This is a genomic window from Stutzerimonas sp., assembly GCF_982611455.1.
Genome location: NZ_CEXBBO010000010.1, coordinates 45,790 through 59,848, shown reverse-complemented (window position 1 = coordinate 59,848; position 14,059 = coordinate 45,790). Strand labels below are relative to the sequence as shown.

The window sequence follows — 14,059 nt, the reverse complement described above, 5'->3', positions numbered from 1 at the left end:
TTCCGCGCCCGTTTTCGTTGCCCCGGTTTATCGCCATGCACGCTGCCAAGCCTCTGTTCGACTATCCCAAGTACTGGGCCGAGTGTTTCGGTCCGGCGCCGTTCCTGCCGATGAGCGGGGAGGAGATGGATCAGCTCGGCTGGGATTCGTGCGACGTCATCATCGTCACCGGTGATGCTTATGTCGACCATCCGTCGTTCGGCATGGCAATCATCGGGCGATTGCTGGAAGCCCAGGGGTTTCGCGTTGGCATCATCAGCCAGCCGAACTGGCAGAGCAAAGACGACTTCATGAAGCTCGGCCAGCCGAATCTGTTCTTCGGCATCGCGGCGGGCAACATGGACTCGATGATCAATCGCTACACGGCCGACCGCAAGATCCGCTCCGACGATGCCTACACCGCAGGCGGGCAGGCCGGTAAGCGTCCGGATCGGGCGAGCCTGGTCTACAGCCAGCGCTGCAAGGAAGCCTTCAAAGACACGCCAGTGGTTCTGGGCGGCATCGAAGCCTCGTTGCGGCGCATCGCGCATTACGATTACTGGCAGGACAAGGTGCGTCGTTCCATCCTGATGGACGCGACGGCCGACATTCTGCTGTACGGCAATGCCGAGCGCGCCATCGTCGAAGTGGCGCAGCGGATGGCACGTGGTGAGCCGGTCGAGCAGATCACCGACGTGCGCGGTACTGCGTTCGTTCGTCGCGATGCGCCAGAGGGCTGGTTCGAGATCGACTCCACCCGAATCGACCGGCCAGGCAAGGTCGACAAGATCATCAACCCTTATGTGAATACCCAGGACCTGCAAGCCTGCGCCATCGAGCAGGAAAAAGGCCCGGTCGAGGACCCGAACGAGGCCAAAGTCGTTCAGCTGTTGCCGAATCCAAAAATCGAGCGTGACAGAACCGTGATACGTCTGCCGTCGTTCGAGAAAGTGCGCAACGATCCGGCGCTGTATGCTCACGCCAACCGTGTCTTGCACTTGGAGACCAACCCGGGCAACGCCCGCGCGCTGGTGCAGCGCCACGGCGATCACGATATCTGGCTGAACCCGCCACCGATCCCGCTGACCACCGAAGAGATGGATTACGTCTTCGCTTCGCCGTATGCGCGCGTGCCGCATCCGTCATATGGCGGAGAGAAGATTCCCGCCTACGACATGATTCGCTTCTCGGTGAACATCATGCGCGGCTGCTTCGGGGGCTGCACCTTCTGCTCGATCACCGAGCACGAAGGCCGAATCATCCAGAACCGCTCGCATGAATCGATCCTTAACGAGATCGAAGAAATGAAGAAGCTGCCGGGCTTCACTGGCGTGGTTTCGGATCTCGGCGGACCGACGGCCAACATGTACCGCATCGCGTGCAAGAGCCCTGAGATCGAGATACATTGCCGTAAGCCGTCCTGCGTGTATCCCGGCATCTGCGAGAACCTCAACACCGATCATAGTTCGCTGATCGAGCTATACCGGAAAGCGCGTGCACTGCCGGGCGTGAAGAAGATTCTGATCGCGTCCGGGTTGCGTTACGACTTGGCGGTCGAGTCGCCGGAGTATGTAAAAGAGCTGGTCACCCATCATGTCGGCGGCTATCTGAAGATCGCTCCGGAGCACACCGAGCGTGGTCCGCTGGGCATGATGATGAAGCCGGGGATCGGCAGTTACGACAAGTTCAAGCGGATGTTCGAAAAGTATTCCAAGGAGGCGGGTAAGGAGCAGTACCTGATCCCGTACTTCATCGCCGCGCACCCCGGCACTACTGACGAGGACATGATGAACCTCGCCTTGTGGCTCAAGGCCAACGGCTTCCGTGCCGATCAGGTTCAGGCCTTCTACCCCTCGCCAATGGCCAGTGCCACGGCGATGTACCACAGCGGTAAGAACCCGCTGCGCAAGGTCACTTACAAGAGCGAAGGCGTCACCATCGTCAAGAGCGAGGACCAGCGCCGTCTGCACAAGGCTTTCCTGCGCTATCACGATCCGAAGGGCTGGCCGATGCTGCGCGAAGCTCTGCAGCGTATGGGGCGCGCCGATCTGATCGGCAACGGCAAGCATCAGCTGATTCCAGCCCATCAGCCGGCAACCGAAGGCTATCAGAGCGCCCGCCGCAAGAACTCGACCCCGCTGGGCAGCAAGAAGGCCGGGCAGGGCGGCAAAATTCTCACTCAGCACAACGGCTTGCCGCCACGTAGCCATGACGGTAACGCGTGGGATAAACGCGAGCAGGCCAAGGCGGCGGCAGAAGCGCGGCGTAAAGCCGAAGTCGGCGGTGGTAAGCCGTCTGGGAAAGGCCGCAAGCCTTCACAGCGTCCTGTCGCGCCACGCTAATACGACTCCGGCGCGAGGCGAGCTCCTCTCTCGCGCCGGCTTCAGACCGGCGAGCCGTCTCTCTAACACTTGAATGCGAGCGTCGCCTGGTTCAGTTCGTTGGCCAAACGCAGCATTTGTTCGCTTTGCCCGCGCCCGCGGCCGATATGCTCCAGATTGCTGTCGCCCAGTTGGTGGATACGTTCGCTGTGTCCGCGGATCTCGCTCACGGCGTCGCTCTGCTGGGCAGTGGCCGATGCGATCTGCGCGGCCATGTGTTCGATAGTACCGATAGTGGCGACGATCTTATTCAAGGCTAGATCGGCCGTTTCGGCGAGTTCAGCGGTGGCTTCGGCATGACTCACTTGTACTCGCATAGCCTCAACGGATTGATGGGCTGTCGTCTGCAGGTTGCCGATCGATTGCTGAATCTCCGCGGTGGCACCGCTGGTACGCTGCGCCAGCGTACGTACTTCGTCGGCAACCACCGCGAAGCCGCGTCCCTGTTCTCCGGCTCTGGCCGCTTCTATAGCTGCATTCAATGCGAGCAAATTGGTCTGCTCAGCGATTGAGCGGATCACTGTCAGCACCTTGCCGATGATGCTGGTCTCGTCCGCCAGACGCTCAATGGCCAGCGCGTTGTGCTGCACCTCGTTGACCAGGCCATGCAGGCCGGCAAGGCTCTGGCTGATGACTAGCTGCCCATGACTGACAGCCTCGCCCGCAGCCCTGCTGGCCTCTGCTGCCTGGCCGGCGCCGTTGGCAACGTCCTGGATCGTTGCTTCCAGTTCACTTAGGGAGTCACGGATTTGCGCGGTATCACCGGTTTGGCGACTGGCCCCCAAGTGAAGATCGTTGCTCATTTGCGTCAGGCTGCGGCTGCTGCTCGTGACTTCCTGCGCATGCTGGCGCAACGTGCCGACAAGCGTCAGCAGATAGCTGCGTAATTGATTCAGGGATGCCGCAATCTCGATCATCTCGGGCGTTTTCGATTTGAGCTGCGCCGCTGTACCGAAATCGCCCTGAGCCCAAGCGGAGAGGGCGGGAGCGAGTTGGCCCAGCGCGTATGTCAGCTGGCGCTGGACGCGGTCGATGGCTAGCGCGATGAGTAATATCAGGGCGATGATCGTTCCCTGCATAACGCGCACTTCTTTTTGAATTGCACCGTGCTCAGCGCGTACGACGGGCTCCAGTTCGGCGAGTGCCAGCTGCAGTGTCGCTATCTTCCGCTCACTATTGGCCATCAGTTCGCTGCGCTGGTGGATGAGTTCACGGGTCCGTTGAAGCTCCGCAGGGTAGCGCTTGATCAAGCTGGCGAGGTCGCGCTTTAACCCAATACCCTTGTCTTCGCTGGATTGCTCCTGTTTCTGGGCGTCGAGGTCGAGGTCGAGGTCGAGCAGCGCAGCGAAGGCGCTGGCGCCAGAGCGCTGCTCGGTTGCGATCCCCAATAACGGAAGTGCATCGAGCCTTGCCGCCTCTTTGCTCAGTGCCTGCAGCGCTTGCTCCACCTCGATAGCCAGTTCGTCCTGACCGCTGGCGACCAGCTTGCCGCGTGCATGGCTTAGCCGCAGCAGTTGACGGCTGGCCTCGAATAAAGGCGCCTGGTAAATGGCAGCAGAAGCCTGGGTACCTTGCGTGGCGTAGCGTTGCAATTGCTCCAGTGTGCCGGCCATTTCCCGCTCGGCTTGCAGCAGCAGCCCTTGCGGATCTCCGGCGAGCTTGCCGGCTGCCAGCAACTCGAAGGCTGTGAATTGGCTCAGTTGCTCCAGGCTGGGTCTTAGCCGGTCGGCAAACTCCGCCGGTAAGGCAGTGACGTCCGCAGCAAGACCGTCCAGTGCTTGCAGAGCCTCGCTGTGGCGGACCGCATTACCGCTGGCCAGATAATCGTGAATATTTCGCGCGACGCGAAGCTGGAACTGCTGAGAAAGGCCAAGGTAGCGATCCATCAGTTGATAGGGGCGCTCCAGTGCGCGCTCCGACCACCAGAGCGTGACGCCCAGTGCGAGGCAGATCGCAATGAGCAGGAATGTGTTGAGCGTGGTGAGCGACTTCAGGCGCATCCTGACCTCCGGTCGGTTGGGAGGTCAGCAATGTATGGCTATTTAATGTCACTTGCGTGACAGGGGAACCGCTCGACTCGGTTGCGCCCCCCGTGCTTGGCACGGTAAAGGGCTTCGTCGGCTTGTTGGGTAAGCGCCTTGACGTCGGCATCGGGCGTCAGCTCGGCAATGCCACAGCTGAAGGTGCACGAGAGATCGGCCGGTTGAGCCGGATAACGGATTTCGGCGAAGCGCTGGCGGATATCGTTCAGCACCTTGAGCGCATCCTCCGCACAGGTATCCGGCAGTACCACGGCGAATTCCTCCCCGCCGTAACGACCGATATGGTCGGTCTTGCGCAGGCGCTGCTTGAGGAACAGGGCGAGGCTCTTGATGACCCGATCCCCCATGGGATGTCCGTAGGTGTCGTTGACCTTCTTGAAGTGATCGATATCAATCATGGCAAAACATAGAGGCTTGCCATCGCGGCGGGCTCGCGAGCTGGCGTCTTCGAGCAGTTGCAGACTATGCGTATGGTTGTAGAGGCCCGTGAGGCTGTCGCGAACGATTCGTGCCTTGAGATTGCGCGCTCGCTCGGCACGGGTTCGCACTGTGGCGATCAGGTGGCTGGGCTTGATCGGTTTGGTCAAGAAGTCATCGCCACCTTCATTCATCGCATCGAGCTGCTTATCGAGGTCATCCTCAGCCGAAAGATAAATGATCGGCACGCTCACGTAGCGTTCGTGCTGGCGAATCACCTTGGCCAGCTCGGTACCCATGCACTCAGGCATGTACATATCGAGAATGATCAGATCGGGCTGAAACTCAGCCAGATAGTTGATGGCCTGAATCGGTTCGTTGAGTGTCTGAGTGATGATTCCCGCATTGTTCAGTACCCGCTCGGTATGCGTCGCCTGCGCACGCGAATCATCGATGATGAGCACTCGGAACGGCTCATAATGGGCGGTGCGGGTGAATATCTCGATTTTCTCCAGCAGGCTCGATGCATCGATGGCGCCGGTGAAGAATTCCAGCCCACCGGCGCGTACGGCGGCCAGACGCATGGGGGTATCGGTTTCCTGATGGCTGAAAAAGATCAGTGGCAGTTTTTCTTCCAGGCCTTGTTGCACGCGTTCGGCGAGCTTCAATCCCTCGCCGGGGCCATTGAAGTCGACATCCATCACCAAAGCCGCAGGGTGGCGCTCATGCATGGCCGCACGAAACTCGCTATCGCTGGCGAAAGCCTGGGCGGTCATGCTGAAGAATTCGAGTTGACGGACCACGTGGTTGGCGCGCTCATTATCCTCGAGAGCGATGTAGACAGGCTTGCTCAGCGGTGGAATATAGCCGGACTGACCGCGAGGATCGCTGTGGCGCAGGCCGGTACGGGCTAGGCGATAGATCAGTTGGCTAAGGGTGGCGATGGTGTCGCTTGACAGTCGGCCCCGGTTGTCTTTGATCTCACTGAGACAGTCTTCGATGCCGAGCGCGAGTTGCCTGTGCTCGTTCTGCTCGAAGCGCTCGGCGAAACGTCGCAAGCGTTGGTTGGCATCGGCAAGAGCGGCTCGATAGGCATCGCTCCATTCGCTGCGCTGCAGCTGCTGCCAAACTTCGAGCACTTCTCTTGCTTGGTGAATGACCCGCTGCGCGAAGTGTTGTTTAAGTTCTTCCTGGTCCGACATGTCCGGTTCCCTGGCCCGCTGCGGCAGGGCGCTAGTGGCGGCATGCTACCACTGATCTGGCCGCCGCAAGGCGATTGCATAAGCGCTCTGGTTCTCATTATGGCGCTTGGCATGGACTGGCTGCGTTATAGTGGTTCACTTGCCGCAACGCTCCGAGTGACCGGCGGTCGAATCTCTGAATTCCGAGAAAGAAGGACAGATGCCCATGTTGGATTGGAAGAACCGCTTCGGCCGCCTCGGCTCGTCGGGAAATACAGCCACAACGGAAGGAGCGACTCGCAATCCGCTATTGCTGGCACTCGCCGTCCTGGTTGGTCTCTGCCTGTTGGTAGCGTTGGTTCTTGGCTGGTATTGGAGCTCCGAACCTGACCGATTCCCGGTGCAGCAGCATGTTCGGCAAGCGGCGGAGGCTTCGCAGCGGCAGATCGTCAATGGCTATACCACGGTCGAGACGCTCAAGCAGGTGGCCAGCACCCTGCTGAACAAACCAGGCGGCTATCTGACCAACGACATCGCACCTCCTGGTCTATGGCTGGATAACATGCCCAGCTGGGAATACGGTGTGCTGGTTCAGGTGCGTGATCTAAGCCGTGCGTTGCGTAAAGATTTTGCACGTTCGCAATCCCAGTCCACCGAGGACGCTGATCTGTCCAAGGCCGAGCCGTTGTTCAATTTCGACAACCGCAGCTGGGCACTGCCCGCGAGCGAATCGGAGTACCGTAACGGCATCCGGTTCCTCGATCGCTACCTGGCGCGCTTGAGTGATCCGGCACCCAAGGCGCAGTTTTATACCCGTGCGGATAACCTCAACAACTGGCTGGGAGACGTAGGAACCCGGTTGGGATCGCTATCCCAACGACTATCGGCCAGCGTCGGCCGTGTGCGATTGGACGCCCGGGTGGCGCCGGAACTGGAGCGTGACGGCGTGGCGTCCGTGGTCGAGGAGGAGCGTGTCGAGACGTCTTGGTTGCAGATCGATAATGTTTTCTACGAAGCGCGAGGGCAGGCCTGGGCGTTATCGCATCTGCTGCGAGCCGTTGAAGTGGATTTTGCCGATGTACTGGCCAAGAAGAACGCCACGATCAGCGTCAGACAAATCATTCGCGAGCTCGAAGCCGCGCAGGAGCCGCTCTGGAGCCCTATGGTGCTCAACGGCAGCGGCTATGGCGTGCTAGCCAATCATTCCCTGGTAATGGCGAACTACATCTCGCGCGCGAACGCGGCGATCATCGATTTGCGCAATTTGCTGTCGCAGGGGTAAAGGCGAAAAGACGATAAAGGCGCTGGAGGCTGGAAAGTGGGGCGAAAAGTTTTCCAGCGCCCCGTTCTGGTGGGCTGAAACGGAGCGCCGCCCGGCCCACCCACTCTACTGTCACTGTCAGGCCGGTGAATCACCGCGCTTGCCTCCAGTCAATCCAGGCCGAGCTTCTTCAATCGATAACGCATTGAGCGGAACGATAGACCCAGCCGTTGGGCGGCGGCTGTGCGATTCCAGCGAGTCTCTTCCAGCGCTTGCATGATCAGCTTGCGCTCGACGTTCTCAAGGTGGTCTTCGAGATTGTCGATCTGGGCCAGGCTTGCTTCACCGTTCTCGGGCATGCCTGGCGCGTCGGACAAGCGCAAGTCGCTGGGCTTGATTTCCTCGCCTTCGCAAAGCGTATAGGCGCGCTCCAGCATGTTCTCCAACTCGCGTACGTTGCCCGGAAATCGATAGCTCTGCAGTTTAGCTAGTGCATCGGGATGCAGGCGCGCCGGGCTGTCGCTACATTCGTGGGCGAGCCGGCGCAGCATGACATCAGCAAGTTGGATGATATCTTCGCGGCGCTCACGCAGCGGTGGCACGCGCAGTTCTATCACGTTCAGGCGATAGTAAAGGTCCTGGCGGAAACGACCGGCTGCGACTTCGCTGGCAAGATCTTTGTGGGTGGCACAGAGAATCCGTACGTCCACAACGACTTCCTTTGCGCCGCCGACCGAGCGCACGGCTTTTTCCTGGATGGCGCGTAGCAGCTTCACCTGCATCGGAAGCGGAAGATCGGCCACTTCGTCGAGAAACAATGTGCCGCCATTTGCCGCCTGGAACAGCCCCGGCTTGTCTTCGATAGCACCGGTAAAGCTACCCTTCTTGTGACCGAAGAATTCACTTTCCATCAGCTCCGATGGAATCGCGCCGCAGTTGACCGGCACGAACGGACGTTCGTGGCGTGGTCCTTGCTCGTGGATCAGTCGTGCTACCAGCTCTTTGCCGCTACCGGACTCGCCGCTGACGTAAACCGGAGCCTGGCTGCGCGCCAATTTACTGATCTGCTTACGCAGCGCGTTCATCGGTGGCGAGGCGCCGAGCAAACGACTATCAACGGTCAGGTCGTTAGGGTTCGGGCTGCGCAATCGCAGCGCAGTATTGACCAGCTCACGTAGCCGACCGAGGTCGACCGGCTTGGTCAGGAAATCGAACGCCCCGGCCTTCAGCGCCCCGATGGCGGTATCGAGGCTGCCGTAGGCGGTGATCATAGCCACCGGGAGTTGCGGATACTGTTGCTGAATGAACTGCACTAGCTCAAGCCCGCAGCCGTCCGGCAAACGCATATCCGTGAGGCACAGATCGTAATGCTCGCGCGCCAGGCACTCCCGGGCTTCCTTGAGATTACGGGCGCTGCGAGTGTCCAGCTTCATCCGCCCAAGGGTGATCTCCAGGAGCTCCCGGATGTCGGGTTCGTCATCGATGATCAACGCTTTTTGGCGGGTGGTCATGGTCTCGGTCTTTCGATTACTACGGTTGTCGCCCGGTTGGCGAGGGTCTGCAATGTTAACGCCACCGCGCGCGTTTTGTACCGTGACCGTCGCCGGTGTGTGACCTGTTGCCGACTCGGCAGGTATCAACCCAACTTGCGCGGATGCGCGAAGACGATACGGAAACAGCTGCCGCCCACGTCTCTTTCACGATAGTCCAGGCGCGCCTGATTGCTTTCGCACAGCTCCCGTGAAATGTACAGTCCCAGCCCGGTACCCTTGTTCTCCGTGGTAAAGAACGGCTCGAAGATGTTCTGTACCTGCTCGATTGGCACGCCGGGCCCATCATCAAGCACTTCGAGTACTGGCAGGTCGCTGGTTTCGTCGCGGAACAAATGTAGCCATACCTGTGCCTGGCCGTGTGCCTGGCCGCTGTAGCGCAGGCCATTCTGCACCAGGTTAGTCAGGATCTGGATCAGTTGGTTGGGGTCCATGCGGGTCTGCAGCGATCTGCCCCTGGTGTCCACATGCACGCTCTGGTGGGCCGGCAGCGCCCCGCGAAACTCACTGGCGAATCGATGCACCCAGTACTTCAGGTCTAGCAATTGTGGTTCGGCCTGGCGTCTGCGCGACAGTTGCAGCACGTTCTCGATAACCAGGTTCATCCGTCGCGAATGATCCTGAATGATCTGTGTCAGCCGAAGGTCTGCAGGATCTAGCGCTTCGGACTCCTGCAGCAACTGCGCCGCATGGCTGATTGCACCGAGCGGGTTGCGGATTTCGTGGGCGATGCTCGCTGTCAACCGGCCGAGCGATGCCAGTTTGAGCTGCTGAGCCTTTTGCGCAATTTGCGAGATGTCCTCAAGGAAGACCAGCGTGTCCTGCTTCACACCATGCTGCAGGGCCGCGAAGCTCGGTTGCAGGGTGGCGCCGCCCGGCGTTGCCTTGAAAGTGCGAGGGCGCAGCGTTGGGTTATCGCTCCATTGTTGCAACGCTTTGATTAGTTCGGGACAGTGGGGTGCCAGTCTTTCTCCGGTCAGCGATTGTTGGCCGAGCAGCTCCAGCGCCCCTTGATTGGCGAGCAGCACGCGTTGCTGTGGGTCGAGCACGAGAATCCCGGTCCGCATGCGCTGCAGGATCTGCGCGTTCAGCGCCTCGAGATTGGCGACTTCCTCTGCGCGCTGGCGGGCCAAGGTTTCACTGACCTGCAGTCGACGCGTCAGGCCTTGTACCAGCAGCGCTGCGGCGAAGCATAACGTCCCTAGCGCAGCAGCCTGGATATATTGATTGCTAGCGGTGGTATCGCTGAGGCTGAGATAGAAGGTCAGGTAGATAAGACCGGTAGCAGCAACCGCTGCAATGAAAAAACCGATGCGACCATGTAGCAGAACGTTCGCAATGGCAACGGCGATGATCAGCAGATTGCCGATACCGCTTGGCGTGCCGCCAGCGAAATAGAACAGCGCTGCGAGTAACGTTACATCCATCAGCGCAAGGGCTAGAACGGGCAGCTCCCGTTTCGGGTTCTGCAGCAGGACGGCGATAACGATATTGAGGATCAGATAGAGCCAGGCGCCGTAGTGAAACGCCGCCGGATTGCTCATGCGCATCAGGTCATTGTGCAAATCGCTGCTTATCAGCAGGACCAGCACGAGCCCGATCGCGACGCGATAAAGATGATAAAGGCGAAGGATGCGCCGGCCCTGGTAGCCCAGAAACGTCAGCCCTTCAGTGCCCACCCGACTTGCTGCCCTGTTCCAGATGCGTCTGGCTGCAGTACCACTGGTCGTGGTTTTGCAATGCTTGCTCGCGTGGCAGATGCACGCCGCACTGGGCGCAGCGAACCATCGTTACAGTGGTCTGTTGCGGTTTGTTGATATTCGCTGGTTTGCGTACCAAACGACGCCAGAGCCAGAACGCTGCAGCAATCAAGATGACCCAGAACAGCAGACGAAACAGACCCATATTCTAGTTCCTGGCTAAGCCATGGCCTGCCGGTCTGGCAGGCTCCGTGCGGTACGCTGTGTTTAGATCGATGGGTCAGCCTTTTGCGGATTGACCGCTATCTCAGTCGAACAGTCCAAAGGTCAGATAGCTCCACCAGGAGCGGCCTTCGCTTTGCCGTTCATCTTCTGCTTCTGCTTCGGCCTCCCTCAAGACCGGGCGCAGCTCGTCAGGCAGGTCCTGCGCGGCGTTTTCATATTGACGTACTACGTCTCGGTTGGATTGTGAGCTATCCGGCGCCGCGTTTTCCGTTTCGATCAGGCCGAGAGTGGCACGGGACAGCCAGCTGCGATTGTCGGCTTCCTTTTCCCGTGGCACGAATTCACCGTCTTCCAGGCTGGGGTGTTCCGGGTAGTTGAGCTTGAGGGTTTCCAGACTGGTATTGGCGAGGTCGTTAAGCTGCAGTCGTTGATAGGCTTCAGTCATGACTGCGAGGCCATCGCCAACAGCTGGCGTGCCCTGAAAGTTTTCCACTACGTAGCGTCCGCGATTGGCTGCAGCAACGTAGGCCTGGCGGCGCAAATAGTAGTCGGCGACATGGATCTCATTAGCTGCCAGCAAATTACGCAGATAGACCATTCGCGCCTTGGCGTCCGGTGCGTAGCGGCTGTTCGGGTAGCGTGTGGTCAGTTGTGCGAATTCGTTGAAGGAATCGCGAGCGGCACCCGGATCGCGCTTGGTCATGTCCAGCGGCAGAAAGCGCGCAAGCAGTCCGCGGTCCTGGTCGAAGGAGGCCAGTCCTTTCAGGTAATAGGCGTAGTCGACGCTGGGATGCTGAGGGTGTAGGCGAATGAAGCGTTCGGCGGAAGAGCGAGCGGCTTCCGGCTCGGTATTCCGGTAATAAGCGTAGATCAGCTCCAGTTGTGCCTGTTCGGCGAAGCGGCCGAAGGGATAGCGAGACTCCAAGGCCTTCAGCTTGTTGATGGCGCTGGTGTAGCTCTTGTTGTCCAGGTCGGTCTGCGCCTGCCGGTACAGTTCCGCTTCGCCGAGGTTCTCGCTGATGGTTTCGTTGGATGAGCAGGCAGCGGTAAGGGCGAAAATGGCGATCAGCAGCAGGTGTTTCACTTGCATGGCGGCTTGCGTCCCTGTGACGGCTGGCTGTCTCGCGCTGAGCCGTCCTGTTATGATGAGCGCCCCGGCTGGCCGGGACAAAGACGCCGTATTTAAACACAAGCGTGTTGCCGAAACCAAAGGCTCCACTTGCGCCGCAGCCAAAGGCTATGTTCCTCGTGGTAAACAGCCTCGGTGGGCGCCTGAGGCCGATAGGTAATTTTGTGCCGTCGTGCTGCCTATGGCCAATGAGCGACCCACGTTAGGCTGCAGCTCTTTGAGCCACCGTGGGTGCCTCCGTCGATGACAAGACCTGCTATTGCTATTGCACGCAGCCGCACTCGCCCTGCTACGTCTTGCTCGGCAAGACGGCCACGCCGCTAGCTCCCTCTTACTATGAAGCGCCCATAATTATGTCCACGATCTCCACACAGGCCATTCAACTTCGCGCCGAGGTGCCGTTCGACCTCGGTGGGCAGCGCTTCGATCAGGTCGCGGCTCAGCTTTTCTCGGAGCATTCCCGCTCGCGCCTCGCTGCATGGATCAAGGATGGCCAACTGACGGTCGACGGCGCCTCGTTGCGTCCGCGCGACACGGTGCATGCGGGCGCGATTCTGGAGCTTTCCGCTGAACAGCAGGCGCAGGGTGAGTGGATCGCACAGGATATACCGCTGGATATCGTCTTTGAGGATGAGCACATTCTGGTGCTGAACAAGCCATCCGGTCTGGTGGTGCATCCAGCGGCCGGGCATGCCGATGGCACGCTGCTCAATGCCTTGCTGCACCATGTGCCGGGTCTGATCAATGTGCCTCGCGCAGGTATCGTGCACCGCCTGGACAAGGATACGACCGGCCTGATGGTCGTCGCCAAGACGTTGCAGGCGCAAACGCGTCTGGTCGAGCAGTTGCAAGCGCGAAGCGTCAGCCGAATCTACGAAGCCATTGTCATTGGCGTGATCATTACGGGTGGCACCGTCAATGCACCGATCGGGCGTCACGGCCAGCAGCGCCAGCGCATGGCTGTGGTCGAAGGGGGTAAGCCCGCCGTCAGTCATTACCGTGTGCTTGATCGCTTCCGCTCGCATACCCATGTCCGGGTCAAGCTGGAAACCGGGCGTACCCACCAAATTCGCGTACACATGACACATGTTGGTTATCCGCTGGTCGGCGACCCGCTGTACAGCGGCCGTTTCCGCATTCCTCCCGCGGCGAATCCGACCATGGTGCAGACCCTGCGAGATTTTCCGCGTCAGGCGCTGCATGCGCGCTTCCTCGAGTTGGACCATCCCGTCAGTGGTACGCGGATGAAATGGGAGTCGCCATTGCCGGATGATTTCGTCTGGCTGCTGACGCTACTGCAGCAGGATCGCGAGGCGTTCATCGGGTGAATCGCTGGCCTGAAGACTGGATCACCCCCGATTGGCCGGCGCCCCCGCATGTGCGGGCTTGCGTAACGACGTGTAACGGGGGGCTGAGCCAGACACCGTTCGACAGTTTCAATCTGGGCGATCACGTAGGTGATGACCCGGCGGTTGTGACTGCAAATCGACAGCGGTTGCATGGCGCACTCGCCTGCAGGCCGGCCTGGATGAGTCAAGTACATTCGAGCACGGCTGTTGAAGCTGATCCGGGAACTTGCCCGGTCGCGGATGCCAGCTGGACGGACACTGCAGGCATCGCCTGTGCTGTGCTGACGGCCGATTGTTTGCCCGTGCTGTTCTGTAACATGGACGGGACTCGAGTGGCCGCTGCGCATGCCGGCTGGCGCGGGCTTGCAGCAGGCATACTGGAAGAAGCTGTGGCGGCGATTGGCGGCCCCGGTGCGAAGCTGATGGCCTGGCTCGGGCCCGCGATCGGGCCCAGTGCGTTCGAAGTTGGTGGCGAGGTGCGCGAGGCGTTCGTGTCGCAGCATCCAGCGGCGGCTGAGGCCTTTGTTCCAAGCAGCAATGCCGGCCGTTATATGGCTGACCTTTATCAGTTAGCCCGTATCCGTCTCGCTGCCTGTGGCGTCACGGCAGTCTTCGGAGGTGGCTTCTGTACCTTCAACGATCCTCGCTTCTATTCCTATCGCCGCGCCGCCCGTACCGGGCGCTTCGCCAGTTTGATCTGGATAAACGGTTAAAAGCCGACAGGAGCGCTGTAGGCTGGAAGCTGGATGGAAAGGCCACGTTGGCATAGGGGGGCAACCCGCCAGTGACAGCGTTAGCCCTTGAAAAGCTCGACAGGAATTCAGTGAGGCCCCGCACGCTAATGC

10 protein-coding genes are annotated in these 14,059 nt (G+C 59.9%); 4 read left to right on the top strand and 6 right to left on the bottom strand.

What is annotated here, in order from left to right; all coding sequences use genetic code 11:
• Nucleotides 1-35: 35 nt before the first annotated feature.
• Nucleotides 36-2,321 (top strand): YgiQ family radical SAM protein, encoded by a 2,286-nt coding sequence (locus AC2LD7_RS08460; RefSeq protein ID WP_484597318.1) that lies wholly within the window; start codon nt 36-38, stop codon nt 2,319-2,321.
• A 62-nt stretch (nt 2,322-2,383) separates the two neighbouring features.
• On the opposite strand, the gene AC2LD7_RS08455 is transcribed toward AC2LD7_RS08460, so the two are convergent.
• Together AC2LD7_RS08455 and AC2LD7_RS08450 are read right to left on the bottom strand one after the other, a co-directional pair.
• Nucleotides 2,384-4,360 (bottom strand): methyl-accepting chemotaxis protein, encoded by a 1,977-nt coding sequence (locus tag AC2LD7_RS08455; protein WP_484597317.1) that lies wholly within the window; start codon nt 4,358-4,360, stop codon nt 2,384-2,386.
• Nucleotides 4,361-4,398: 38 nt separating this feature from the next.
• Nucleotides 4,399-6,021 carry a diguanylate cyclase gene (locus AC2LD7_RS08450; RefSeq protein ID WP_484597316.1) on the bottom strand — a complete coding sequence of 541 codons (1,623 nt, stop codon included), beginning with the start codon at nt 6,019-6,021 and terminating at the stop codon, nt 4,399-4,401.
• A 205-nt stretch (nt 6,022-6,226) separates the two neighbouring features.
• On the opposite strand from AC2LD7_RS08450, the gene AC2LD7_RS08445 reads away from it, so the two are divergent.
• Nucleotides 6,227-7,282 (top strand): DUF2333 family protein, encoded by a 1,056-nt coding sequence (locus AC2LD7_RS08445; protein ID WP_484597315.1) that lies wholly within the window; start codon nt 6,227-6,229, stop codon nt 7,280-7,282.
• A gap of 149 nt (nt 7,283-7,431) precedes the next feature.
• Here AC2LD7_RS08445 and AC2LD7_RS08440 read toward each other — a convergent pair whose 3' ends face one another.
• The 4 genes from AC2LD7_RS08440 to AC2LD7_RS08425 all read right to left on the bottom strand — a co-directional run bounded on the left by AC2LD7_RS08440 (nt 7,432) and on the right by AC2LD7_RS08425 (nt 11,826).
• Nucleotides 7,432-8,772, bottom strand: coding sequence for a sigma-54-dependent transcriptional regulator (locus AC2LD7_RS08440; protein ID WP_484597314.1), 1,341 nt, complete (start codon nt 8,770-8,772; stop codon nt 7,432-7,434).
• Between the two features lie 125 nt (nt 8,773-8,897).
• Nucleotides 8,898-10,490, bottom strand: a complete 1,593-nt coding sequence (locus AC2LD7_RS08435; RefSeq protein ID WP_484597313.1) for a sensor histidine kinase — start codon at nt 10,488-10,490, stop codon at nt 8,898-8,900.
• On the bottom strand, nt 10,480-10,716 hold the full coding sequence (locus tag AC2LD7_RS08430; protein ID WP_484597312.1) for a PP0621 family protein: 237 nt from the start codon (nt 10,714-10,716) through the stop codon (nt 10,480-10,482). Before AC2LD7_RS08430 ends, AC2LD7_RS08435 begins: the two co-directional genes overlap by 11 nt.
• Before the next feature lie 102 nt (nt 10,717-10,818).
• On the bottom strand, nt 10,819-11,826 hold the full coding sequence (locus AC2LD7_RS08425; RefSeq protein WP_484597311.1) for an outer membrane protein assembly factor BamD: 1,008 nt from the start codon (nt 11,824-11,826) through the stop codon (nt 10,819-10,821).
• A 392-nt stretch (nt 11,827-12,218) separates the two neighbouring features.
• On the opposite strand from AC2LD7_RS08425, the gene rluD reads away from it, so the two are divergent.
• Together rluD and pgeF are read left to right on the top strand one after the other, a co-directional pair.
• Nucleotides 12,219-13,193 carry a 23S rRNA pseudouridine(1911/1915/1917) synthase RluD gene (gene rluD, locus AC2LD7_RS08420; RefSeq protein ID WP_484597310.1) on the top strand — a complete coding sequence of 325 codons (975 nt, stop codon included), beginning with the start codon at nt 12,219-12,221 and terminating at the stop codon, nt 13,191-13,193.
• Nucleotides 13,190-13,927: a peptidoglycan editing factor PgeF gene (gene pgeF / locus AC2LD7_RS08415; RefSeq protein WP_484597309.1), complete on the top strand. Its 738-nt coding sequence runs from the start codon at nt 13,190-13,192 to the stop codon at nt 13,925-13,927. Before rluD ends, pgeF begins: the two co-directional genes overlap by 4 nt.
• The last annotated feature ends 132 nt before the right edge of the window (nt 13,928-14,059 follow it).

Coding starts and splice junctions, on each gene's coding strand:
- AC2LD7_RS08460 (WP_484597318.1), top strand. CDS start 36: ATGCACGCTGCCAAGCCTCTGTTCGACTATCCCAAGTACTGGGCCGAG.
- AC2LD7_RS08455 (WP_484597317.1), bottom strand. CDS start 4,360: ATGCGCCTGAAGTCGCTCACCACGCTCAACACATTCCTGCTCATTGCG.
- AC2LD7_RS08450 (WP_484597316.1), bottom strand. CDS start 6,021: ATGTCGGACCAGGAAGAACTTAAACAACACTTCGCGCAGCGGGTCATT.
- AC2LD7_RS08445 (WP_484597315.1), top strand. CDS start 6,227: ATGTTGGATTGGAAGAACCGCTTCGGCCGCCTCGGCTCGTCGGGAAAT.
- AC2LD7_RS08440 (WP_484597314.1), bottom strand. CDS start 8,772: ATGACCACCCGCCAAAAAGCGTTGATCATCGATGACGAACCCGACATC.
- AC2LD7_RS08430 (WP_484597312.1), bottom strand. CDS start 10,716: ATGGGTCTGTTTCGTCTGCTGTTCTGGGTCATCTTGATTGCTGCAGCG.
- AC2LD7_RS08425 (WP_484597311.1), bottom strand. CDS start 11,826: ATGCAAGTGAAACACCTGCTGCTGATCGCCATTTTCGCCCTTACCGCT.
- rluD (WP_484597310.1), top strand. CDS start 12,219: ATGTCCACGATCTCCACACAGGCCATTCAACTTCGCGCCGAGGTGCCG.